This is a genomic window from Thiohalorhabdus sp. (genome assembly GCF_046545655.1).
Classification (GTDB): domain Bacteria; phylum Pseudomonadota; class Gammaproteobacteria; order Thiohalorhabdales; family Thiohalorhabdaceae; genus Thiohalorhabdus.
This window is the reverse complement of record NZ_JBKGZG010000012.1, coordinates 15,554-38,747: the sequence shown is the minus strand read 5'-3', so window position 1 is coordinate 38,747 and position 23,194 is coordinate 15,554. Positions and strand designations below refer to the sequence as shown.

22 protein-coding genes, 1 tRNA gene and 1 riboswitch are annotated in these 23,194 nt (G+C 70.2%); of the genes, 3 read left to right on the top strand and 20 right to left on the bottom strand.

All coding sequences use genetic code 11. The annotated features are described in order from the left end of the window. Positions 1-2 precede the first annotated feature (2 nt). From cobA to purE, 11 genes are all read right to left on the bottom strand, one after another. Positions 3-824 carry a uroporphyrinogen-III C-methyltransferase gene (cobA, locus tag ACLFRB_RS04475; RefSeq protein WP_411067805.1) on the bottom strand — a complete coding sequence of 274 codons (822 nt, stop codon included), beginning with the start codon at positions 822-824 and terminating at the stop codon, positions 3-5. Continuing rightward, the gene (locus tag ACLFRB_RS04470) at positions 821-2,113 is read right to left on the bottom strand and encodes a cobyrinate a,c-diamide synthase (RefSeq protein ID WP_411067804.1); all 1,293 of its coding nucleotides are present in this window, start codon (positions 2,111-2,113) and stop codon (positions 821-823) included. Before ACLFRB_RS04470 ends, cobA begins: the two co-directional genes overlap by 4 nt. Then, on the bottom strand, positions 2,110-2,715 hold the full coding sequence (gene cobO, locus ACLFRB_RS04465; protein ID WP_411067803.1) for a cob(I)yrinic acid a,c-diamide adenosyltransferase: 606 nt from the start codon (positions 2,713-2,715) through the stop codon (positions 2,110-2,112). The genes ACLFRB_RS04470 and cobO overlap by 4 nt, the downstream gene beginning before the upstream one ends. Then, entirely contained in the window at positions 2,712-3,401 is a 690-nt protein-coding gene (bluB, locus tag ACLFRB_RS04460; protein ID WP_411067802.1) for a 5,6-dimethylbenzimidazole synthase, read from the bottom strand. Before bluB ends, cobO begins: the two co-directional genes overlap by 4 nt. Next, the gene (locus ACLFRB_RS04455) at positions 3,398-3,712 is read right to left on the bottom strand and encodes a DUF2149 domain-containing protein (protein WP_411067801.1); all 315 of its coding nucleotides are present in this window, start codon (positions 3,710-3,712) and stop codon (positions 3,398-3,400) included. Before ACLFRB_RS04455 ends, bluB begins: the two co-directional genes overlap by 4 nt. Next, positions 3,699-4,151 carry a MotA/TolQ/ExbB proton channel family protein gene (locus ACLFRB_RS04450; protein WP_411067800.1) on the bottom strand — a complete coding sequence of 151 codons (453 nt, stop codon included), beginning with the start codon at positions 4,149-4,151 and terminating at the stop codon, positions 3,699-3,701. Before ACLFRB_RS04450 ends, ACLFRB_RS04455 begins: the two co-directional genes overlap by 14 nt. Next, the gene (locus ACLFRB_RS04445; protein ID WP_411067799.1) at positions 4,144-8,604 is read right to left on the bottom strand and encodes a cobaltochelatase subunit CobN; all 4,461 of its coding nucleotides are present in this window, start codon (positions 8,602-8,604) and stop codon (positions 4,144-4,146) included. Before ACLFRB_RS04445 ends, ACLFRB_RS04450 begins: the two co-directional genes overlap by 8 nt. Before the next feature lie 113 nt (positions 8,605-8,717). Continuing rightward, positions 8,718-8,934, bottom strand: a riboswitch (cobalamin riboswitch). Positions 8,935-9,064: 130 nt separating this feature from the next. Continuing rightward, positions 9,065-9,445, bottom strand: a complete 381-nt coding sequence (locus ACLFRB_RS04440) for a DUF1622 domain-containing protein (protein WP_411067798.1) — start codon at positions 9,443-9,445, stop codon at positions 9,065-9,067. A 387-nt stretch (positions 9,446-9,832) separates the two neighbouring features. Further along, a complete protein-coding gene (locus tag ACLFRB_RS04435; protein ID WP_411067826.1) occupies positions 9,833-10,768 on the bottom strand; it encodes a PLP-dependent cysteine synthase family protein in 936 nt (311 codons plus the stop codon). Positions 10,769-11,207: 439 nt separating this feature from the next. Beyond that, positions 11,208-12,293, bottom strand: a complete 1,086-nt coding sequence (locus ACLFRB_RS04430) for a 5-(carboxyamino)imidazole ribonucleotide synthase (protein WP_411067797.1) — start codon at positions 12,291-12,293, stop codon at positions 11,208-11,210. Position 12,294: 1 nt separating this feature from the next. After that, positions 12,295-12,789 (bottom strand): 5-(carboxyamino)imidazole ribonucleotide mutase, encoded by a 495-nt coding sequence (gene purE / locus ACLFRB_RS04425; protein ID WP_411067796.1) that lies wholly within the window; start codon positions 12,787-12,789, stop codon positions 12,295-12,297. Positions 12,790-13,066: 277 nt separating this feature from the next. Between purE and can the strand changes: the two genes are divergently transcribed. Then, positions 13,067-13,693 carry a carbonate dehydratase gene (gene can / locus ACLFRB_RS04420; protein ID WP_411067795.1) on the top strand — a complete coding sequence of 209 codons (627 nt, stop codon included), beginning with the start codon at positions 13,067-13,069 and terminating at the stop codon, positions 13,691-13,693. Between the two features lie 9 nt (positions 13,694-13,702). On the opposite strand, the gene ACLFRB_RS04415 is transcribed toward can, so the two are convergent. The 6 genes from ACLFRB_RS04415 to ACLFRB_RS04390 form a co-directional block, all read right to left on the bottom strand. Further along, positions 13,703-14,632, bottom strand: coding sequence for an aldo/keto reductase (locus ACLFRB_RS04415; protein ID WP_411067794.1), 930 nt, complete (start codon positions 14,630-14,632; stop codon positions 13,703-13,705). A gap of 19 nt (positions 14,633-14,651) precedes the next feature. Next, complete coding sequence (locus ACLFRB_RS04410) at positions 14,652-15,977, bottom strand: NTP/NDP exchange transporter (RefSeq protein WP_411067793.1); 1,326 nt, start codon at positions 15,975-15,977, stop codon at positions 14,652-14,654. A 143-nt stretch (positions 15,978-16,120) separates the two neighbouring features. Continuing rightward, positions 16,121-17,161, bottom strand: coding sequence for a succinylglutamate desuccinylase/aspartoacylase family protein (locus ACLFRB_RS04405; RefSeq protein ID WP_411067792.1), 1,041 nt, complete (start codon positions 17,159-17,161; stop codon positions 16,121-16,123). A 7-nt stretch (positions 17,162-17,168) separates the two neighbouring features. Beyond that, positions 17,169-18,074 (bottom strand): 30S ribosomal protein S6--L-glutamate ligase, encoded by a 906-nt coding sequence (rimK, locus tag ACLFRB_RS04400; protein ID WP_411067791.1) that lies wholly within the window; start codon positions 18,072-18,074, stop codon positions 17,169-17,171. 2 nt (positions 18,075-18,076) lie between these two features. Continuing rightward, the gene (locus tag ACLFRB_RS04395) at positions 18,077-18,553 is read right to left on the bottom strand and encodes an ATP-dependent zinc protease (protein ID WP_411067790.1); all 477 of its coding nucleotides are present in this window, start codon (positions 18,551-18,553) and stop codon (positions 18,077-18,079) included. Between the two features lie 84 nt (positions 18,554-18,637). Next, entirely contained in the window at positions 18,638-18,937 is a 300-nt protein-coding gene (locus ACLFRB_RS04390) for a hypothetical protein (protein WP_411067789.1), read from the bottom strand. Positions 18,938-19,146: 209 nt separating this feature from the next. On the opposite strand from ACLFRB_RS04390, the gene ACLFRB_RS04385 reads away from it, so the two are divergent. Together ACLFRB_RS04385 and ACLFRB_RS04380 are read left to right on the top strand one after the other, a co-directional pair. Continuing rightward, positions 19,147-19,632 carry a hypothetical protein gene (locus ACLFRB_RS04385; RefSeq protein WP_411067788.1) on the top strand — a complete coding sequence of 162 codons (486 nt, stop codon included), beginning with the start codon at positions 19,147-19,149 and terminating at the stop codon, positions 19,630-19,632. A 147-nt stretch (positions 19,633-19,779) separates the two neighbouring features. Continuing rightward, positions 19,780-20,337 (top strand): DJ-1 family glyoxalase III, encoded by a 558-nt coding sequence (locus tag ACLFRB_RS04380; RefSeq protein ID WP_411067787.1) that lies wholly within the window; start codon positions 19,780-19,782, stop codon positions 20,335-20,337. A 103-nt stretch (positions 20,338-20,440) separates the two neighbouring features. Here ACLFRB_RS04380 and ACLFRB_RS04375 read toward each other — a convergent pair whose 3' ends face one another. The 3 genes from ACLFRB_RS04375 to ACLFRB_RS04365 form a co-directional block, all read right to left on the bottom strand. Further along, positions 20,441-21,289, bottom strand: a complete 849-nt coding sequence (locus ACLFRB_RS04375) for an SAM-dependent methyltransferase (RefSeq protein WP_411067786.1) — start codon at positions 21,287-21,289, stop codon at positions 20,441-20,443. 304 nt (positions 21,290-21,593) lie between these two features. Further along, positions 21,594-22,814: a cation:proton antiporter gene (locus ACLFRB_RS04370; protein WP_411067785.1), complete on the bottom strand. Its 1,221-nt coding sequence runs from the start codon at positions 22,812-22,814 to the stop codon at positions 21,594-21,596. A 199-nt stretch (positions 22,815-23,013) separates the two neighbouring features. Beyond that, a tRNA-Thr gene (locus ACLFRB_RS04365) sits at positions 23,014-23,089 on the bottom strand. Between the last annotated feature and the right edge of the window lie 105 nt (positions 23,090-23,194).

The window sequence follows — 23,194 nt, the reverse complement described above, 5'->3', positions numbered from 1 at the left end:
TCTCAGGCCCCGGCATCCATTGTTCCTCCGGCCTCGGTGGCTTCCCGCAGCCGCACCACCTCGCCCACGATGAGCAGGGCCGGCGACTGGATCTCCAGGCCCGCCACCCGGCCGGGGAGGTCGCCGAGGGTGCCGGTCACCACCCGCTGCGCGGCCAGGGTGCCCCGCTCCACCAGGGCGGCGGGCATGGTCGCCGGTGCCCCGGCCTCCACCATCTCGGTGCACACCTTGTCGAGGCCGTGCAGCCCCATGTAGACCACCACGGTCTGCTGCGGCTGCACCAGGGCGGCCCAGTCCAGCTCCGTGCCGCCGTTGCGGCGGTGGGCGGTGACGAACTGGCAGCGGTAGGCGTGGTCGCGGTGGGTGAGCGGGATGCCGGCGTAGGCGGCGCAGCCCCCCGCGGCGGTGATGCCGGGGATGATCCGCACCGGGATGCCTTCTGCGGCCAGGGCCTCCGCCTCCTCGCCGCCGCGCCCGAAGACGAAGGGGTCGCCGCCCTTGAGCCGCACCACGTAGCGGCCCTCCCGCGCCCGGGCCACCATCAGGGCGTTGAGCTCCTCCTGCTTGTAGTGGTGGCGCGCCCGCGCCTTGCCCACGTAGACGCGCTCGGCGTCCGGGTTGGCCAGGTCCAGCACCTCCTGCGGGATCAGGCGGTCGTGGAGCACCACCTCCGCCCGTTGCAGCGCGGCCACCGCATGCAGGGTGAGCAGGCCCGGATCGCCGGGCCCGGCTCCCACCAGATCCACCCGGCTGGCCGGGTCTTCCCCGCCCCCGGGCACCGCCCGGGAGAGGAGCTCGCTCAGGGGGGGATCCTGCCCGCTCATGGCCTGAACAGCGCCGCCACGGCGCCGGGATTGGAGGGGAACCAGGCATGCAGGTAGGTGGCGGTGAGCCGGCCCTGGCGATAGATGGCCTCCGCGGTGCTGCCCCGATTCCGGGCCCGGATGCAGTGCGCCACCGGCTCCAGGTCCACCTCGGCGCGGCTGTGGTGGAAGGTGTGGCCGCGGATCTCTCCCTCGGGCAATGGCGCGGCCTGCAGGCCGATGCCCTGCACCCGCTCCGCCAGCCGCGCCTCGCCCGGAAGCAGCCCGGCCATGGGGGCGCGGTTGCCCGCGGCGTCGGCCAGGGTGTCCAGCAGGTAGAGGAAGCCGCCGCACTCGGCCAGGATGGGCCGCCCTGCCTGGTGGTGGGCGTGCAGGTCGGCCTTCAGGGCCTCGTTGGCGGCGAGGGGATCCAGGTACAGCTCCGGGTAGCCCCCGGGCAGCCAGACGGCGTCCGCCGCCGGCAGGCCCTCGCCGGCCAGCGGCGAGAAGAAGGTCAGCTCGGCGCCCATGGCCTCCAGCAGCCGCAGGTTGGCCGGGTAGATGAAGGCGAAGGCGGCGTCCCGGGCGACGGCCACGCGCACCCCGGCCAGCTCGGGCCCCGGCTCCGGCAGGGAGCCGGCCGCGAAGTCCACCGGGTCGGGCAGCCCGGTGACCTCGGCCTCGGCCACGGCGCTCGCGGCGGCGGCCAGGCGCTGCTCCAGATCGTCGATCTCCTCGGCCTGCACCAGGCCCAGGTGGCGGTCGGGAATGCCCACCGCCTCATTGCGCGGCACCGCGCCGAAGTAGCGGATGCCATCGGGCAGGGCCTCGCCCAGCATGCGCCCGTGCCCGGGGCTGCCCACCCGGTTGGCGATGACGCCGGCGAAGGACAGGTCCGGACGCCAGGTGGCCAGGCCGTTCACCACCGCCCCGAAGGTCTGCGCCATGCCGCTGGCGTCGATGAGGCCCAGCACCGGCAGGCCGAAGCGCACGGCCAGATCGGCGCCCGAGGGGTCGCCGTCGAAGAGCCCCATGGAGCCCTCCACCAGGATCAGGTCGGCCGTCTGCGCGGCGGCGTGCAGCATGGCCCGGCAGTCGTCCTCGCCCACCATCCACAGGTGGAGCGGATCCACCGGATGGCCACAGGCCTGCTCCAGGATCATGGGGTCGAGGAAATCGGGCCCCATCTTGAACACGCGCACTGTGCGGCCCTGGTCGCGGTGGTAGCGCGCCAGGGCGGCGGTGACCGTGGTCTTGCCCTGCCCGGAGGCGGGCGCGCCGATGAGCACCGCCGGGCAGGTGGCGCTCACAGCTCCACCCCCTTCTGCGCCTTCACCCCGGCCTCGAAGGCGTGCTTTTCCTTGCGCATGTCGGTGACCGTGTCGGCCACCTCCATGAGGTCTTGGGGCGCGCCGCGGCCGGTGATCACCACGTGCTGCATGGGCGGGCGCCCGGCCAGATCCTCGATCACCGTGGGCAGGTCGAGGTATTCCTTCTTGAGGGCGATATTCAGCTCGTCGAGGACCACCAGGCTGACGGACTCGTCCCGCAGAAGCGCCCGCGCCTTCTCCCAGGCGGCCTCGGCCATCTCCGTGTCCCGCTCCCGGTCCTGGGTCTCCCAGGTGTAGCCCTCTCCCATGACGTGGTAGGTCACGCCGTCGAACTGGCGGAAGAAGGCCTCCTCGCCGGTGGCGAACTTGCCCTTGATGAACTGCACCACCCCCACCCGCTGGCCGTGCCCCAGGGCCCGGGCCACCATGCCGAAGCCGGCGCTGCTCTTGCCCTTGCCGGTGCCGGTATTGACGATGATCACGCCGCGCTCGTCGCTGGCCTGGCCGATGCGGGCGTCCATGATCTCTTTTTTCTTCTGCATGCGCTCGCGGTAGCGGGCGTCGCTCTGGCCTTCGCTCATTTATGGTTTCCTTGCTCAATCTCGTTCGTGGAATCCGGTAGGCCGCCCGAATTGCCCCAGCTATCGGCGTAGACCAGCTCCTCCAGGAGCTCGCGCCCGGCCCAGCCCTCCTGCTGCAGCATGGGCTCGTCGTAGAAGGCCTCCACATGGCCCAGGCACAGCACCGCAACGGGGTGGCCGCCCTCGGGCAGGGCCAGGAGACGGGCCAGGGCCTCCGGGTCGAAGAAGGACACCCAGCCCATGCCCAGCCCCTCGGCGCGGGCCGCCAGCCACAGGTTCTGGATGGCACAGGCCACCGAGGCCAGGTCCATTTCGGGGAGGGTACGACGGCCGAACACGAACCGCTCGCGGCCGTCGGCCAGGGCCGCCACCAGCAGCTCGCCCGCCTCGCGCACCCCCTCCACTTTCAGGCGCAGGAACTCCTGCTTGCGCCCGTCCATGGCCTCGGCGGTGCGCTGGCGCTCCTCTTCCACCAGCCCGGCGATGGCCTCGCGCAGTTCCGGATCGGCAACCCGGATGAACCGCCAGGGCTGCATGAAGCCCACGCTGGGCGCCCGGTGCGCGGCGGTCAGCAGCCGCCGGAGCACCGCGGGGTCCACCGGGTCCGGACGGAAGTGACGCATGTCCCGGCGCTGCTCGATGGCCCGGTAGACGGCGTCGATCTCGGGCCGGGAGAAGGCGGTCATTCCTCGCTCCCGCTGCCCTGGACCATAATCAGCTTGCCGCTCTCCGGGTCGCGGTAGACCTCGCCCATGGGCTCGTAGCCGGAGCCGGAGCCGCCCACGCCCTCGGGGACCTCGGGCAGCTCGCGGCCCTGGGTGACCTCCTGCTGCGACAGCTCCTTCAGGGGCGCATCCTTGCCGCCCTGGCTGGCGGCCAGGGCGGCGATCAGGCCCACGGCGAACACCAGCATGATGTCCACCAGGTTGGCCATGGGCCCCATGGGCTCGGCGTCGGCCTCGTCGAAGCGCCCCCGCGACCAGTCACGCCCGGACATCGCCGGCCTCCAGGGCGTCGAGCAGGGAATCGTACCAGCGGCGGCGCACCCGGCCGAGGATGAAGCCGACGATGCCCACCAGCAGGCCCATGACGGTGGTATCGAAGGCCACCGTCACCGCCCGGGCCAGGGTCTCCAGCTCGCCGCGTCCCAGGGCGGCCAGGCCCGGGCCCAGCGGGATGAGGGTACCCATGAGGCCGAGCATGGGGCCCACGCGGGCGATGAGATCGGCCCGCTCGATTCGGCGCCGGCCCACCCGGCCCGCCCGCTCCCGGTCCCCGGTGCGGCGCAGGCGGGCCAGGCCGCCGAAGCCCTCGCCCAGGGCCTGCCCCATCTCCCATACGGCCAGGGCCACCAGCACCGCCAGGGCCGCGAGCACCGGCTCCAGCAGCCAGCTCACGCCGGCATGGATCCACTGCACCAGCACCCCGTCAAACATGCCTTCCTCCGCTGCGTAATCCGTTGGTGAAGCCGCCGATGAGCAGGATCAGGGCTAGGGCCCCCGCGGCCCACAGGAACCAGGGCATCTCCCGGTCCTGGGATCGGCTTTCGCCGTCGCGGGCCTGTCGGCTGGTTTCCTGGGCGGCCTGCTCCTCCCCGGCCTGCTCCGGCTGGCTGGCCTGCTCGGGCTCGGCACCCTCTTCGGTCGCCTCCGGGACGGCCTCTTCTGCATCCTCCGACAGGGCTTCCGGGGACTGTTCCACCTCGGTCACCGAGCGCACCGCCGCCTCCTCCCCCTGGGGCTGCTTGCCGCCGGCGGCCTGGAGCTTGCTCTCCAGGTCCTGGGCAAGCTCCTCGTCGATCTGCCCCTTCACGTGCTCGAAGACGGGGTGCTTGGGCCGGGTGTGGCCGGAGCCGGGCAGGCCGTGCTCCACCACCGCCCGGGCCAGCTCCTCCGCCAGCTCCCGCCGGGTTTCCTGCGGGGCCTCCCAGAAGCCCTTGGCGATGGCCACGTTCATGATGGCGAGCATGTTGGTGCGCACCTGGGCGCGATTGCCCTCGGCCAGGAACCCGTCCAGGTCGAGGTCGTGCTTGTCGTCGAAGTAGACCGACTTCACCTCCTCCCAGACCCAGTCGTCGACGACCTCCGGGCTGGTAACCTGCCAGCCCCACAGGTGCTCCATGAACTTGGAGCCCATGGTGCGGGCGCCGCTGTAGCCATGCTGCATCTGGGCCTTGAGCCAGGCCGGATTGAGGAAACGGCCGCGGAGCTCCCCCAGGAGGGCGGCCTCAAGGTTCTGCATGCTCGGCTTTTCCGGGTTTGAATGGTCGATGATGCGGCTGGCCGGTGCCTCCCCGGTAACCTGCTCCACCGCCATGGACAGCCCACCCAGGTAGTCGAAGGCGTCGTTGTTGTCCAGCAGGCCGTAGAGATTGGAGGCCCGGCCAAGGTAGGTGCGCTCCACCCGGTCCAGGTTGCGGCGGAAGTCCCCGTGGGCGGCCTCGCCGGCGGAACCGGCGCCGTAGGCGTGGCCCATGCGGCGCAGGTAGGCATCGGCCACCTCATCGCGCTCCTCCCAGGACCCGGAGCGCTCGGCCATGCGGTTGACCCCGGCGCCATAGCTGCCCGGGGCGTCCCCGTAGACCCGCAGGATGGATTGATTGCCGGCTTCGTCCGGCTCGGCGCCCTCCTTCACCGCCCGCCGTGCGTCCGCCACCCAGTGGGCGGCCACCTGGTTGCGCTCCAGGGACTCCGTTCCGGCGCTGCGAAGCTCGCCCAGCGGCTTCAGGGCCGCTTCCAGGGCCGGGGTAAGCTCCGGGTGCTTTTCGCGGATGGTCTGGCTGGCACCGTCAAGCGCCAGACGCACAGCCTTGTCCAGCCAGGCGTTGAGGTTGCCGTACAGGTCGCGGAACAGCCCGGAGGTGGTGAACACCACATCGCGGCGGTAGCGGCCCTCCTCCAGGGGCTGGCGCTCGATGTCCTCGACGATGCCGCGGCTGTTCCACACCGGCTTGATGCCCAGCATGTCCAAGCCGAAGGCCACCATGGCGCCCTCGTCGCGCACCGTGTCCGAGGCCCACAGGACCACTGCCTCGCTACCACTCGGTCCTTCGTCCCTCCCTTCTTCGCGAGCATCGGCCGCCATGCGCTCGCCCATCTCCCAGCCCACGCGGCTGGGCAGCAGGTCGCCGTTCAAACCGTAGAAGTTGCGGCCGGTGGGCAGCACCTCGGGGGTACGGACCGGGTCGTTGCCCTTGCCCGGAGCGATGAAGCGGCCGTCCAGCCCGGCCAGAAGCCCGTCCACCTCCCGTCCGGGGGAGGATTTCAGGCCCTCCCGCCACTGGTCCTTGATCTCCCCGGACCCGGCCATGGACTCCAGCATCATCCGGCGCTCCTCAGCCTTCCACTCGGCACCGAAGATGTGGAGGCCCCGGGGCATGAATTCCTCCTGCATCTCCGTGAGGTGATGGCCCACCTCGTGCACCAGGAGGTCCCCACCCACCTCGTCCAGGGTCAGGTCGGGGTTGTCCCGCTCGGCGCGCAGCTCCGACTCCAGCTCCGAGACCATATCCAGCTCGGCGATCTTGTCACGGATGCCATCCAGCGCTCGCTCGCGAGCCGGGGTATTGCCCTGGCCTTCCGCCGACTCGAAGCTTTCCACCAGCCCCCGCAGCTCCAGGAGCTGGTCGTACAGGGGCGTGGTGGACAGCGGCGGCGTCAGGTGGTCCACCATCACCGCCAGGCCACGGCGCTTGGCCTGCAGGCCCTCCCCTACCCCGTCCACGATGTAGGGATAGACACCCGGGATATCCCCGGCGATGAGCCGCGAGTAATCGGTTTCGGTGAGCCCGGCCCGACGCCGTGGCAGGAACTCGTACGTGGAGTGCCGACCCAGGTGCACCAGGGCATCGGCCCCGAAGTCCTCCTTGAGCCAGTGGTAGTAGCCCAGGTACTGGTGCGGCGGCGGCACGGCCAGGTTGGCGTGCAGCAGCTCCTCGTTCACCTCCCAGCCGCGGGGTGGCTGGGGGCCGATCCAGACGTTGCCGAAGCGCAGCCCCGGAATGAGCATATCGTTGTCGTGGACCATGACCCGGCCCGGGGCCTCGCCCCAGCCGTGCAGGCCCTCGATACCGGTGTCCCGCAGTCCGGCCACCAGCTCTTGCGCTCGCTCCCAGCTCGCCTCCTCCCGCTCATCCAGCAGCGCCTCATACTCCGCGCGCAGCTGGTCCAGCAGGTCGCGGGCCCGCCCGGCGGCCCGGTGGTCCGTCCCTTCCAGCAAATGGCGAAGATCACCGTGCATGCGCTCCAGGAGATCCCGGCCCAGCTCCAAGCGCCCCTCCCGCTCGGCGGCACGCAGTGTCTCGTGCAAATACCCCAGGGGGCCATCGCGCATCTCGGCGCGAATGGCGTCGGGAAGTCCGGCGAACCATTCCTCATAGTCCGCGGCGGAGAGGGAGGGCACCTCACCGTGCAGACGCGCCAGCTCCTCGCGATCCTCGGGCAGGTTCACGCCGCGCTCCTGCATCCGCTCCAGCAGGTCCTCATGTGATTCGGGAAGCGGGCCGGTGGTATAGCCGGCCTTTTTGAGGTTGCGCAGGATGCGCAGCAGGGAGCGCGGCACGTCCAGATTGTCGGCGCCGATGTTGTGGCGGCCCGGCGGGTGGTTGTAGTAGAGGACGCCAATGCGCTTGTCGGCGTTATCGGTGCGCCGCAGGTGGACCCAGCGGGTCGCCCGCTCCGCCATGGCGGCCACCTCCCGGTCCACGGGACGGGTGGTGGCGAAGCGCAGGCCGGTACGCGAATCGGTGTGGGCGGGCCGGGCCGCGGCGAGGACCAACGGCTGGCCGACGCCCTGCAGCTCCGGCATGCCCACGCGGTAGTGGATGGAGTCCTGGGGCAGACCGTCCGCGGAGATCCGCCACTCCTGGCGGGTGCGGTCGGTGAGGCGGATGCCCTTGAGCACGGGAACGTCCAGCCCGTTAAGGGTCTCGGTAACCGCCTCGCGGCCATCGCTCCCACCCACCACGAAGTCCTGCAGGCTGATGACCGCCCCCAGCTCCGCAGGGGCGCTGACCTCCTCCAGACGCTCCACGGCCTGCTTGCTGGCCTCACCCCAGCGCGCCAGAACGGCGAAGCAGGCCGGACCCCGCTCTTCCACGGCCCCGCACAGGCTATCCAGCAGCGCACGGCTGCCCGCCTGATCGCCGTCGTCGTAGGCCAGCACGGCCACCGCCGGCTCGCCCTCGGGCAGGTCCAGCTCGTCGGCGGCCACCACCTGGCCGTCCCGGTAGTAGCGCAGGGGCTCCGCCGGGGCCGGCGGCGCTGCCTCCACATCCACCCCGCCTTCGGAGAGTAGCCAGGCCATCATCTCGGCGGTGTTGTCCGCCCCGCGTCCCCGCCAGTAGGCCCGGCCCCGCAGCCAACCGGCCTGCTCCGGATGCTTGGCAGCCAGGTCTTGGGTGAACTCCAGGGGGTCGTCGTCCGCCTCGGGGTCGGCGCTGATCACCTCCAGCCCCTCTCCGGACAGTTCGGCCAGGGGGTGCTCCCCGTCGAGCCGCGAGGCACGCACCAGGGAGCGGGTGCTGCTGACGATCAGTACCGGCGCCTCATCCGGCGGCGGGGATTGACGCAGAAGCCGCTCCAGGCGCGCGGCGGCCTCGTCAAACACCCCCGCCATGAACACGGCATCGGCCCCGGACCACAGTTCGGCGACCTCGGCGTCGGAGAGCTCCGAGAGCTGGGCCGGGGTTCTCAGCACCACCTCGTGGTCGGGGTGCTCCTCCAGATGGCGGTGGGCCCCGGCGGCGGCCACCTCCGCCGAGCGCTCCGAGACCACGCCCACCAATTTGGCGGCTTGTCCTGGGCCGGCCGTTAGCAGGGCGATAAGCCCCAGGGCCAGGCCGAGGAACGACTTGAGGGCGGCGCGGTGAGCCGCACACTGAGGGGACATGAAGCCTCCGCTGCACCGGTTTCAGGGTCGTGCAATTCCGGGCAGCGCGGGGGAAGCCGGTGGAAGGGCAGCGGCGCGTTGGGCCGGCCTCCGCACGTCGCGCCCCGCGACGCCGTCGGATCGGTGCTCCAGGCCGGTCTCCGGGCTGACGAGCTGGCGGAAGGCCGCCGGGCGATTCGCCTTCCCGCGCCCGCAGGCACAGTGGCAAATGACCGCCCAACACTCGCTTACCGTTGCGGGGGCAGCGCCGGTTCGGCTCAGAGGGCCGTCCGGACTTCCCGTTTCACCCCGGGCCAAAGGCCCTGGGGAACCTGGAGCGGATCGGTTGGCATCCCCGGCCTAGGACCCGGGGATTCCCGATAGCCTAAGGGGGCTCCGGTGAAGGGTCAACCGCGAGGATGGCCCGCTCGCGGGAGGGCCATTTCGTCCCTTCGCGGCGGCACCGGAAACGGGACGGGACCTACTCGCGGTCATGGAATCCCCGGGCGCCGGCCTCGCCCTGTTCCCGGCTCGCCCAGGGCAGCCTCCCCTCGATCTCCAGGTGCAGGGCCAGGACGAGGAAAGTCCGGATCAGGATGATCAAAGCGAGCATGAGGACGCTGTTCAGGGTGTAGTCGATGGCTACGGTCTTGATGATGTCGGCGGCCACCAGGAACTCCAGCCCCAGGATCAGGCCGCGCACGCTGCGCTGGCGGTAGTCCTGGTAGGCCTGATGGGAGGACCGGTGGCGCAGACGGACCAGATAGACGGCGGTGGCCACGATGAACCCGCCCAGGATGACCGCGATCCCCGCCCCTTCCAGGATCTGAACCAGGGCATTGACGATCTCCCGGAAGCCCATGGCCGACCCTCACCCAACCGGCCAGGCGGGGCCGAGCCCCAGGGACAGGGCGCTCACCAGGAGACGGGAACGGTTCATGCGTGCCTCGCCGCGCCGGGCCAGCCCTGGAGGCCGCCGAACCGGCAGCCGAAGGCGAGCAGGCCGGTCAGCCCCACCAGGGAGACCAGTAGAAACAGGGCAGGCCGGTTCGGCCGATCCGTCCTCCGCCATGGGTTCTCCGAGGAATGGATAGCGCCCCCCTGGTGTCCCAGGGAGGCTTTCCGGGTGGTGGGCCTTGCCGCTCAGGCGACCTCCTCAGCGGCCATGTTGGCCAAGCCGCTATAACCGTTCCAGACGATGTCATCGAGCGCCTCGTGGTTGCGGGGGATTGATGGATTCAACCGCGGTTTATCCCCTCGACTCCCCGCCCTGGACCGCCCCCGGATGGAAATGCTCCGAGAAGTATTTCTCCCCACCGTCGCAGAACAGGGTGACCACGGTATTCAGCTCGGGCCGATCCCGTTGGAGCTTCTTGGCCGCAAGCAAGTGGGCCCCCGAGCTGGGCCCCACGAAGCAGCCGTGCTGCTGGGCAATCCGCCGCATCTCGCTCACCGCCTCGGCACTGGAAACGGCCTCCAGGCAATCCACCTCGTCCCGATGGTCCTGGAGGATCTGTGGCACAAAGCCGTCGGAGATCCCCTCGATCTGGTGGCGGCCCACCGTTCCGGTGGCGATGGTGCGGGACTCCGTCGGCTCCACCCCCACCACCAGGCAATCCGGATTGACGGCCCGAAAGGCCTGCCCCAGACCCACCAGGGTGCCGCCGGTACCGATCCCGGCCACCACGGCATCGGGCACGGCGCCCTCGGGGAGCTGGTGCAGGATCTCCGGGCCCAGCCACGTCCGGTTCTCCTCCACGTTCCATGCGGAGGCGAACTGGCGGGGACAGAAGTAGCCCTCGATCTCGCCCAGCTCCTGCGCACGGGCCAGGGCCTCGTTGACATGGAAGTCCCCCACTTCCATCACCTCCGCCCCGAGTGCCCGGGAAAGGGCCAGGCGCTCCGAGCTGATCCCCGCGGGCTGAACCACCAGCATGCGGTATCCCTTCACGGCCGCCACCATGGCCAAAGCGTTGCCGGTATTGCCGCTGGAGGCCTCCACGATGGTATCGCCCGGGCGCAGGTGACCCGCCTCCTCGGCCCGCTCGATAATGTGCTTCGCGATGCGCGCTTTGATCGAGCCGGACGGATTCAGGAACTCCAGCTTGCACCACACCTCCTCAAGATGGGCCAAGGGCGTGTTCCCGATCCGCTCCAGTACCGTGGCCGCCCCCCTCCTTTGCATCGGACGGAAGTCAGTACTGAGAATGCTGTCCATTGGTCTCCCCACTACTGGCGGTCAAGGGTACTGAAGTCCCACCTTACCCTCTCTGGTAGGGAAAGACTGCCGGCCAAGCCGAATTTGGAAAATTCGAGTTTTTTGAAGCTGACCATTGAGCTTCGTCTATGGATGATGAGGGGTGCACCCCCGGGACCGGCTCGGGAGGAGGGAGCGGATGCCCTCCTCCACCATGAAGGGCTGGGGGGACGGCTGGACACGGGAGTGCAGCCGCTTGAAGAGGCCAGGGGGCGGCACGGGCCGTAATTGGCGGCAGTAACCACCGCCGTCTTCAGGAGTCTGGGTGTGAGGCCGTCCAGATCCCCGGCCCGCTTCCCAAGGCGCTCCAGGCTGCCGGAGATCCCCCGGTGAGAGCCGAGGGGGGATTGCCTGCCCCGTCGCCGGCTTAACCGGCCGGGAGCAGGCGCCGCACCCGCTCCAGCCGCTCTTCCAGCTCCGCCGCGGAGTCGGCACGCACGGTGATGTGCCCCACCTTGCGGCCGGGCCGGGAGTCCTTGCCGTAGAAGTGGAGGTGGGCGCCGGGGACGGCAAGGACGTCGGCGCGCTCGGGCAGGGCGCCGATCAGGTTGAGCATGGCGCTGTGCCCCACCGGGTCGGTGGCGCCCAGGGGCAGGCCGCAGACGGCGCGCAGGTGGTTCTCGAACTGGCTGGTCTCGGCGCCCTCGATGGTCCAGTGGCCGGAGTTGTGGACGCGGGGGGCCATCTCGTTGGCGAGCAGCCGGTCCCCGTCGTCGAACAGCTCCAGGGCCACGGTGCCCACGTAGTCCAGGCGCTCCAGCAGGCGGGCGGCGTAGTCCATGGCCTCCGCCTCGCGGGGGTCGCCCGGCCGGGGCCGGGACGCGCGCAGGATGCCCTGCTCGTGGTGGTTCTCGGAAAGGGGGTAGAAACGCTGCCCGCCGTCGCCCCCGCGGACGGCGATCAGGGACACCTCACGCTGGAAGGCCACCACCTCCTCCAGGATCAGCGGCACCCCACCGATCCCGTCCCAGGCGGCCTCCACGTCGCCGGGCTCGCGCAGCACCGCCTGACCCTTGCCGTCGTAGCCCAGGGTGCGGGTCTTGAGCACCGCGGGCAGGCCGAGGTCGGCCACGGCCGCCTCCAGGTCCGCCCGGGAATCCACGGCGGCGAAGCGGGCGGTGGGGATGCCCAGCTCCCGGAACAGGGTCTTCTCGTTGAGGCGGTCGCGGCCCGTGGCCAGGGCCTGCGGGGCGGGATGGACGGGCACCCGACCCGCCAGCTCCGCGGGGGCGGCCTCCGGCACCTGCTCGAACTCGTAGGTGACCACATCGGCCCAGTCCGCCAGCCGTCCCAGGGCCCCGGAATCGTCGAAGTCCCCCCGGATGTGGCCGGCCACCGCCGCCCCGCAGGGCGCCTCCCCCGGGTCGAGGACGGTGGTCTCCAGGTCCAGGGGGTGCCCGGCCAGGGCCAGCATGCGGCCGAGCTGCCCGCCGCCCAGGATGCCGATGCGCACCTCAGCCCTCCTCGCGCGGATCGGGCCGCGCCAGGACTTCCTCGGCCTGCTCCCGCCGGTAGTCGTGCAGGGCCTGGCGGATCCCGGGGTGCTTGTTGCCGAGGATGCTCGCCGCCAGGAGGGCCGCGTTGACGGCCCCGGACCGGCCGATGGCCAGGGTGCCGGTGGGCACCCCGGCGGGCATCTGCACGATGGAGAGCAGGGAGTCCACGCCGTTCAGGGCCTTGGACTGGACCGGCACGCCGAGCACGGGGAGGGCGGTCTTGGCGGCGGCCATGCCGGGCAGGTGGGCGGCTCCGCCGGCGCCGGCGATGAGCACCTCCAGGCCGCGCTCCTCCGCCTCCCCGGCGTACTCGAACAGCAGGTCCGGAGTTCGGTGGGCGGAGACCACGCGCACCTCGTGGGGCACGCCGAGACGCTCCAGCGTCTCCGCGGCATGCTGCAGGGTCTCCCAGTCGGAGGCCGAGCCCATGATCAGGCCTACCAGCGGTTGCATCGCTCACTCCCGGTTGGATGGGCCGCCCCCGGCGGCCCCGCCAGTTTGCGGGGAATTATACCCGCGGTGAAGGCGCTAGGTAACGGGGCGCGCGGCGCTCCACCCTCCCCTGTGGGCCCCACCGGTGGTAGCCTTGGTCCGGCCCGACCAACCGCCTTCCCCCGGCCCGGGGGACGGGATGCGGCGAAGGCCTTGAGGCAGGTCATGGACCGGCCGCCCCCTACCGCCCACCCTGGGGAACCGGGCGGGCCTGAAACCCTCCACGGGAGCGTTTTCGATGGGTGACATCCGCAGCTTGCTCGACAACAACCGCCGCTGGGCGGAGGGGATCCAGGAGGAGCACCCCGAGTTCTTCCCCCAGCTCGCCCACCAGCAGGCACCGGACTACCTGTGGATCGGCTGCGCCGACAGCCGGGTGCCGGCCAACCAGATCGTCAATCTCCCCCCCGGCGAGGTGTTCGTCCACCGCAATATCGCCAACCTCGCCCCCCACAACGACTTCAACTACCTCTCCGTGCTCCAATACGCCGTGGAGGTGCTGAAGGTGCACCATGTGATCGTTACCGGCCACTACGGCTGCGGCGGCATCCGGGCGGCCCTGAAGGGCGGGGGCTCCGGCTTCATCACCGGCTGGCTGGAGATGATCCGGGACGTGGCGGACCGGCATCGGGAGGAGCTGGACGGCCTCGACGAGGAGGAGCGGGTGAGCCGGCTCTGCGAGCTCAACGTTGTCCACCAGGTGGCCAACGTCTGCCGCTCCCAGGTGGTGCGCGAGGCCTGGGGGCGCGGCCAGCCCCTGCAGGTCCACGGCTGGATCTACGCCCTGAACGACGGCCTGCTGCGCGACCTGGAGGTGACCGCCGCCGGGCCGGAGGATACCCCCGAGGCCCTGGTCGGCCCCTGACCCCCCGGGCTAGGCCAGGGACTCCCACAGCTCCCGCATGCGCTTGCGCTGCCCGGCGTCGGGGAGCGGGCCCATGCCGGCGCGCATGTTGTCGGCGGCGTGCTCCGGGTCGCTGGTGGCGGGGATGACGCAGGTCACCTCCGAGTGGGCCAGGACGTACTTCAGGAACAGCTGGGCCCAGCTCCCGGCGCCGAATTCGTCCGCCCACTCCGGCAGCTCCCGGCCACGGACGGCGCGGAACAGCCCGCCGTTCTCGAAGGGCCGGTTGACCAGCACGGCGACGCCGCGGTCGGCGGCCAGGGGCAGCAGGCGGTCGGCGGCCTCGGGGGTGGCCAGGGACAGGGGCAGCTGCACCCAGTCCAGGTCCTCGTCGCGCATGATGCGCTCCAGGTCGTCGAAGGCGGAGACCTGGTGGTGGGTGATGCCCAGGTAGCGGATGCGCCCCTCCTCCTTCCAGCGCCGCAGGGTCTCCAGCTGGGTCCGCCAGTCCACCAGATTGTGCACCTGGATCAGATCGATGACGTCGGTGCCCATGCGCTCGGCGGAGGCCTCCATCTGCTGGATGCCCGCCTCCTGCCCCCGGGTCCAGACCTTGGTGGCGTAGAAGACCTGCGGGTGGTCCATGTCCCCCAGCAGGTCGCCGATCACCGTCTCGGCGGTACCGTACATGGGCGAGGTGTCGATGACCCGCCCGCCGGCGGCGAAGAATTCCCGCAGCACCCCGCGCAGGGGCGCGCGCTCCTCGCCGGGGTCCAGGTTGAAGGTGCGCGCCGTGCCCAGGCCCACCACGGGGACCTCCTCCCCGCTGGAGGGGATCGCTCGGCTCCGCATGTCCTCCCGGGCCGCCACCGGGGGCACCCCGGTGACGGCCAGTCCGCCCGCGGCGGCCATCATCTTCAGGACCGCGCGCCGGCTCACGCCGGCTATGGTGCTGGTCATCCCTGCCCTCCTTGCTCCGTCACCGGATGGGATTCGCTGCGCGGGCCTCCTGGCGCCGCCCCAAGGCCAGGCCGAGGCCCAGCCAGGCCAGCGCCAGGGGCACGGCCACCGCCGCCACCCCCGCCAGGCCCAGGCCGAGGCCCGTGAGCCCGGCGAAGGCCCAGCCGGTGACGGCATCGCCACCCCTGTAGACCACGGTATCAATGACGTTCTTGGCCTTGTAGCGCGCCTCCCGGCCCACCACCGTGAACAGCACCTCGCGGGCGGGCCGCGCCACGGCGTAGTTGGCCGCCCGGCGCAGCACCTGGAAGACCACCAGCACCCCCAGCAGGGGCGCGAAGGCCAGGACGGCGAAGCCGGCGGCCACGAGCCCCGGCAGCAGGGCCAGACCCACGCCCACCCCCAGCCGGGACAGGATCCGGCCGGTGACGAAGAGCTGGGTGCCCACCGTGAGGATGTTGACCGCCAGGTCCATGGCGGCGAACAGCGCCGTTCGGGCATCGGCATCGGCGAGATGGTCCTCGACGATGTGGGCCTGCAGAAAGTAGAGGAAGGTGGAGGTGGCGGTGTACAGCAGGATGTAGCCGGCCACCCCGAGCAGGTAGGGGCTGCGCGCCAGCAGCCGCACCCCGGCCCAGGCGCCGCCCCCCAGGCCGCCCTCCGTCTCCTCCGGCCCGGCGTCCTCCCCGGCCTCCTCCTCCGCCTCCCCTTCCGCCCGCAGCCGGGGGGCCTGGGTCAGGAGCCGGGCGATGCACACCAGGGTGAAGGCGAGCAGGGCGGCGGAGACGAGGATTAGCTCGTGGGTGCCGAGGACCTGCACGAGCCCGGTGGCGAGCGCCGGACCGGCCACCGCCCCGGCGCTGCCCCCGGCGGCCACCGCCCCGAACAGCCGGCGCCCCTGCTCATTGGTGAACAGGTCGGCCATGAAGGTCCAGAACACCGACACCACGAACAGGTTGAACACGCTCACCCAGACGAAGAACACCCGCGCCACCCAGGCGGGGTCCGCGGCCATGCGGAAGGCGGCGTAGAAGGCCAGCAGGTTGGCCAGGAAGAACAGGTAGACCCCCGGCACCAGCCGTCGGCGGGGAAAGCGCGCCGAGGCGGCGCCGTAGAGGGGGACGGCGGCCAGCATGGCGAGGAAGGTGGCGGTGAACATCCAGGGCAGGTTCTCCACCCCGCCCTCGATGCCCATCTCGTCGCGCAGCGGCCGGACCACGTAGTAGGCCGCCAGGAGGCTGAAGAAGTACAGGAAGGCCCAGACCAGGGCCCACACCTCCCCTTCCCGGACCCCCACCCAGCGGTTCAGGAGCCCCAGCAGCCGTTGCGACGGGCCGCCCGCCACGGGATCAGTCCCGGGGAGTCATGGACAGCCTACGAGGGGAAAAGGACGGTCCGCGGCCGGACGCTCGCATGCATACCTCCTTTCGGGAATGGATTGCTGCACCCGCGGGCGGCCCGTCCGGTCCCGGCCCCAGGGTGCAGCCCCTAGTCCGCCTCCTCGCCCCGCTCGTTGGTGGAGAAGGCCTCCTCCTCGGACTGGAAGGCCTCCAGCTCGGCGGCCACCTCGTCGGCGGCCTTGAAGCGGGCGATATGGAACAGGCCGTCCCCCTCGTTTACCAGGGGCAGGTTGGTGCGGCCAACCACGATGCCCTCCCCCAGGGCCTTCACCGTCTCCTCCTGCTCGCCGAAGGGATCGGAGACCACGCCCAGGCGGTCGCCCTTCTTCACCAGGGCGCCCAGCTCGACGGTGGTACGCAGGAAGCCGCTCTGCGGCGCCCGCACCCAGTTGCTGGAGCGGGCCACGTAGGGCTCGGGCAGGGGCCGCTTGCGCCGGCTGGGGCGCAGCATGCCCAGGGCCCGCAGCACGTTGAGCACGCCGCGCACCCCCACGCGGATGGAGAACTCGTCGAAGCGCAGCGCCTCCCCGGCCTCGTAGAGGAGCACCGGCACCCCGCGGTCGCCGGCGGCCTGGCGCAGGGAGCCGTCGCGCAGGGCGGAGTTGAGCAGCACCGGGACGCCGAACAGCTTGGCCAGGCGGTCCGCCTCGGGGTCGTCCAGGTCGGCGCGGATCTGCGGCAGGTTGCCGCGGTGGATGGCGCCGGTGTGCAGGTCGATGCCGTAGTCGCAGTTGCCCACCACCTCGGTCATGAACAGGTGGGCCAGCCGGGCCGCCAGGGAGCCCCGCTCCGAGCCGGGAAAGGAGCGGTTGAGGTCGCGGCGGTCGGGCAGGTAGCGGGAGTGGTGGAGCACGCCGTGGACGTTGACGATGGGCACCGCCACGAGGGTGCCGCGCAGCCGCTTGAGGGCCTTGTGGCGCAGCACCCGCCGGATGATCTCCACGCCGTTGAGCTCGTCGCCGTGGATGGCGGCGCTGACGAACACGCGGGGGCCGTCGCCGCGGCCGCGCACCACCTGCACCGGCATGTTCACGGGGGTGTGGGTGTGCAGCTGGGCCACCGGCAGGTCCACCGTGGTCCGGGTGCCGGGGCGGATGGCCTGGCCGTGGATGGTGAAGGGCTGGGGCATGGGGACGCTAGCCCTTGCCCCGGGTGCGGGTGTGGTTGGGCTTGGCGTTCTTCTCCATGAACTGCACCAGCATGGCGGCCACGTCCTTGCCGGTGGCGGCCTCGATGCCCTCCAGCCCCGGGGAGGAGTTCACCTCCATGACCACCGGGCCGTGGTTGGAGCGCAGGATGTCCACGCCGGCCACGTTCAGGCCCATGGTCTTGGCCGCGCGCAGGGCGGTGGAGCGCTCCTCGGGGGTGAGCCGGGTGAGGGTGGCGGCGCCGCCCCGGTGCAGGTTGGAGCGGAATTCCCCCTCCTTGGCCTGGCGCTTCATGGAGGCCACCACCTTGTCGCCGATGACGAAACAGCGCATGTCCGCCCCGGCGGCCTCGCCGATGAACTCCTGCACCAGGAAGTTGGCGTCCAGCTCGCGGAAGGCGTCGATGACGCTCTCCGCCGCCTTCTGGGTCTCGGCCAGCACCACCCCCCGGCCCTGGGTGCCCTCCAGGAGCTTCACCACCAGCGGCGGGCCGCCCACCATTTCCACCAAGGCCTCGGTGTCGTCCACCGAGTGGGCGAAGCCGGTGAGCGGCAGCCCCACACCGGCTCGGGCGAGGAGCTGCAGCGAGCGCAGCTTGTCGCGGGAGCGGCCGATGGCCACCGATTCGTTGAGGGGGTAGACCCCCATCATCTCGAACTGGCGCACCACCGCCAGGCCGTAGAAGGTGATGGAGGCGCCGATGCGCGGCACCACGGCGTCGAAGCCGGTGAGGCTCTGCTTCTTGAACTGGATGCTGGGGCGCTGGGAGGCGATGTCGATGGTGCAGCGCAGGGGGTCGATGATGTGGACTTCGTGTCCCCGCTGCACCGCCGCTTCGGCCAGGCGGCGGGTGGAATAGAGCCGGCGGTTGCGCGACAGGACGGCCAGCTTCATCCCTACCCCTCGTGGTGGGCGGCGGCCGGGTCCGGACGGCCGCTCAGGAAGGAGCGGTCGGGGTCCACGGTGTAGCGCCCGCGCAGGGCCGTCCGCCCGAGCAGCATGCGGAACCGCATGGTGTCCCGGTTGGTGATGGTCATCTCCACCCGCCAGGCAGTGGTCCCCAGCACCACGAGGGTCTCGATCACATAGCGCCGCTCGCCGTGCCCGCCGGAATCCCGCACCCATCGGCGGTCCACCGCGGGGGCGCGGGCGATCACCTCGGCGTGCTCCTCCTGCCCGGGGTGGAGCCCGAACCGTACCATCCGCACCCCGCGGAGGGTATAGGGCTCCACGAAGAAGGCGTGCAGGGCGGAGCTGCGGGCCCCGGTGTCCACCTTGGCCTTGATGGCGTCGACACCGAGCTCGGGCAGGGCCACCCATTCCCGCCAGCCGATTCCGGGGAGGGTCCCCGGCAGCCGGGCCTGGCGGGTCACGGGCGGCTCCCGCGAGCGGGGACGCAGTCGGGAAGGGCGGGCGGACCGGGCTCCGTCATGGGGCCAGTGTATCAGTCCCTCCCCTTACTGCACGCTCCGGAAATGGAGGGTCCGGTAGCCGTTCTGGTTCACCTGGATGAAGGCCTCGTCGCGGTGGTCCTCCAACCGGATCGGGATGTGCTCCCCGCCCTCCAGGTCCAGCTCGTAACGGGGATCCGGCTCGCCGTCCGGATCCAGGCGGCCGATGGGGGTCTCCCATTCGGGGTTGAGGTAGCCCCAGTAGGTGCGGTGTCCGGAGCCGTCCTCCTCGGCGTTCACCCATACCCGCACGTGGTCCACCAGGACCTTGCCGTTCTTCTGGATGGAACCGGTCGCTAGGGACATGGCTCGCCTCCTCTGCCGTAAATGTATGGATAGGCCTCCGCACGCGGACGCCCACGGGAGATTTCCGACTTTATCCTTAGGATTTAGACCCGATCCCGTGCCCTGGATTCCAGCCGTCGAAAGGAACCGATTTTCAGGACAGAACAAAGAGGGTACGTTTCCAAGGGTTACAGACATTCATCCCCATTCCCCAACTGGGAGGAACCAGCATGCATCGCATCCTCGCATTCGCCCTCCTGCTCCCCTTCCTGGCGGCGGGCCCCGCCCAGGCGCAGGAGGAGGCCAACGCCCCCTGGGGCCACGCCGAGACCGAAGACGTGGAGTACAGCGGCCAGAAGGTGGTCATGGACGTCACCGTGGACAGCGTGGAGCGCATGAACTCCGTGCTCGACCGCGCCAGCTACATCAGCGAGCTCAACGGCGCCAACCCCTTCGATACCTCCATCGTGCTCGTGCTCCACGGCGAGGAGATCCCCTTCTTCGCCATCGAGAACTACGACGAGTACGAGGACCTAATGACCCGTGCCCAGAACCTCACCATGGGCGACGTGATCGAGTTCCGCATGTGCAAGGAAGCCGCCGCCGCCATGGACTACGGTCCCGAGGACATCCACGGTTTCGTCACCCTGGTGCCCATGGCCGAGGCGGAGATCGTCCGGCTGCAGGAGGAGGGCCACGCCTACCTGCAGTATTGAGCCGCCCCGGCCCTCGAACGGGCCCGCTTGGCTTTGTTGTCGGCCTGAGGCAACAATGGCAGCATCCCGGGGATATCCCATTGATGAAAAGGGCCGCACTCCGGCCGGCCCGGCCGGAGTCGGTGGAAGCGATAGGAGAGAGAACCGATGGCGAGCGTCCTGATGCCTCTGGCGGAGGGTTTTGAGGAGCTGGAGGCGGTTACCATCGTTGATGTGCTGCGCCGCGGGGGCATCGAGGTGGTCCTGGCGGGCCTGAGCGGCACGGAGCCGGTCACCGGCTCGCGGGAAACCCGGGTGGTGCCCGACGCCCCCCTGGACGAGGTCATGGACCGGGACTTCGACATGATCACCCTGCCCGGGGGCATGCCCGGCGTGGACCATCTGAAGCGGGACGAGCGGGTCCAAAAGCTGATCGAGCGCTATCAGAGCGGGGGCAAATTCACCTCGGCCATCTGCGCCGCGCCGTCCATCCTGGCCGCGCACGGCCACCTGGAGGGCCGCCAGGCCACCAGCAATCCCAAGTTCATGAACCAGGTGAACATCGGTGATGTGGACTACGTGGAGGATCCGGTGGTGGTGGACGGCTCGGTGATCACCTCCCGCGGCCCCGGCACCTCCATGGACTTCGGCCTCAAGCTGGTGGAGATGCTCGTCGGCGAAGAGACCCGCGACAAGGTGGAGGAGGGCCTGGTGCGCATCCACTGACCCCGCCTGCCGCCGGGCCGACCCGTTCAACGCAGGAGAGCCCGCCGGGCACGCCCGGCGGGCTCTCCTTTTGGGCCCCGCCCGGTGGCGGGACGGGCTGGGCTCAGCTTTGCGGCTTGCGGAAGTGGAGGATGCCCCACTGGAGGTAGCCGCTGTTGCCGCCGTCTACCCAGTGGCGCAGCCCCTTCTTCATGTTGGCGATGTACTCCTCGCTGACCTTGCCCTTGAGCTCGCCCTCGCGGCGCTCCAGCTCCTCCAGCACCCGCCCGTAGTGGCGGGGCAGCTGATCGGTGTGGTCCTCGAAGCCCAGATCCTCCCAGCCCAGCTTCCGGGCGGTATCCTGGTAGAAGGAGACGGAGCCGAGGCTGGGCAGGTGGATGCGCGCCAGGATGGGATCGAGCACGCCCTCCGGCGCGTTGTCGGTCTGCATGGGGTCGGTGAAGATGAACTCTCCGCCCGGTTTGAGGATCCGGTCCACCTCTTTCAGCACCGCCGCCCGGTCGTCGGCGTGGAGGATGGAATCCTGGCACCACACCAGGTCGAAGCTCTCCGCCTCGAAGGGGGTGCTGTCGAAGCTGCCGTCGTAGACGTCGATCTTGTGATCGAGGCCCTGCTCCTTGTTCATCTGCCGGTCGCGCTCGTTCTCCACCTCGGAGAGGTTGAGGACGTCCACGTGGCAGTCGAAGCGCTTCACCAGGTGGCGGGCAGTGCCGCCGTAGCCGCCGCCGATGTCGCAGACCCGGGTGCCGGCGCCGATGGTCTGGTCCACCTTGTCGGCCATGCGGTGCACGGTGCGGACGCTGGCGTCGAAGATGGGCTCGTCAGCGGACTCGTACATGCCGATGTGGAGGTCCTCGCCGCCCCAGATGGTGAAGTAGAAGGTGTCGGCGTCCTCGCTGTTGTAGTACGCCCGCGCCGTCTCGACGGCGGGAGTGTAATCCTCCTGGCTCATGACTGCTCCTCTGTACAAATATTCGATTCGGGATAGGTAATAAGACGGGGCCGGCCACGCGATCGGTTCAGGGTCCGGGGCGATAAGGGGTTCCCATACTAACAAACACCGATGGCCCGGCTCGAACCTATGGGGACCTCCGTAAGCCTTCGCATTTTCCCCTTTCCCGGCTTCCTTCCGGTGTGTCGGTGGCTTTTCCGCCCGTTAAGGGCCGCTCCTCCGCCTTGGCGACGGGGCGGCGACATTCCATCCTTCCCCAGGGAGGATCGCCCCTACCGGGCAAGCCTCCGTCCTGGGCGGCTCCTTAGGCCCGTGACCGGCCATAGGCCCTGGCTAGGGGCGCTGCGGTCATGCCATGCGCCACCAGGGACGCAGCAACCACTAGGCTGCCCACCTCCCAGGCCGCCTTGTTGGCCGTTTCGCGGGCAATCAGCATGGCGTAGTACAGGGCGGATATGCCGATGGGCCCGAACCAGCCGGCTAGCAGGGTTACCCGCCACTCCCGCCAGGGCTCCAGGAAGGGTCGCAGGGCCAGGATCACCGGCAGGCGCCGTAGGGCCAATATGGCCAACGCCAGGAGCACCCCGCGGAGTCCCAGGTCCACCCAGGCATGCCAGGGAATCATGAGACCGAAAAACAGGAATACCGGCAGGGTGAAGAACGCATTGACCGCTTCCTGAACATTGTCCTCTTCCATGCGTTCCTCCCCGCCCACCAACTGATCAAAAGCCACCCCCGCGACAAAGACGGCCAGGATGCTATCGGTCCCGAACAGCTTGCCTGCGCCAAGCGTCAGAAGGGTCAAGGCAAGGGACAGGGAAAGGAAGGAAGGCTGCTCGATCAGCCCCATTTCCTCCCCCTTGCTCAAGGCCCACCCTCCCCCAAGCCCGACCAAGCTCCCCCAGACAATGGCGCCGCCAACCTCCCAAAGGAGCACCGTGGTGAGCCACTCCTCCCAGGCCATGGGCCCGCTTTTGGTCACGAGCAGTATCGGCAGCAGCACCAGGAGGTAGGCCAGGCCGTCATTAGCCCCCGACTCGGTGGATAGCATATGCCGGAAGGTCCCGGGAAGCTCCTCCTTGGCGACGCTGGAGGTAACGATGGAGGAGGCGACCACCGGATCGGTGGGACAAACACTGCTCCCCACCAGCAGGGCCACCAACAGGGGCAGGCCCAGCAGCCAGCCCGCCAGCCCGGCGCTTATAAGGAACATTGCCGGCATGGCCACCAATAGCAGGATCAGGAGGGGACGCCAGTTCACCAGGGGGTAGCGCGCCGGCAAGCGCAGGGCGATGCCCATCAGGCTGATGCCCAGGGTCAGGCGGGCGGCCTCCTCCAGTAGGTATTCCGGCCGGCCCCAGCTTTCCGGATGCAGCCAGCCGAGACCCAGCGGACCCAGGGCCACCCCAGCCATGAACGTCAGCAAGGGAGCTGACAGCCAGGAACGTGCCACCGGCCGGCTCAGTAGCCCCAGAATTAGCACCAGGCCCCCAACCACGGTTAAGGCAACATTTACCTGGCTCATCTTGTTCCCCCGTCAGGGCCGCGGGCCCCGGCCTGCCTTTTCGTCCGTACCATGCCCAGGATTCCAGGCCTATCATGGACAACTGCAGCGCGATACCGGATTGCCTGGGGGTGGTAAGGCGGCAGGCGGGAAGGGGCCGAAGGGGGGTATTCGGGCAAAAAAAAGGCTTACGCCTGGCGGCGTAAGCCTTTGCTTTTCATGGTGCCGCCGGGGTGATTCGAACACCCGACCTATCGATTACGAATCGATTGCTCTGCCAGCTGAGCTACGGCGGCGTCAATGCGGCGGACATTCTATCCCGCCCCCGGGAGGGCGGCAACCGGCGGGGGCGGACGGCACGCGGGCGGGCGCTCCGCTGGGGCGCCCGCCCGGCGAGAAGG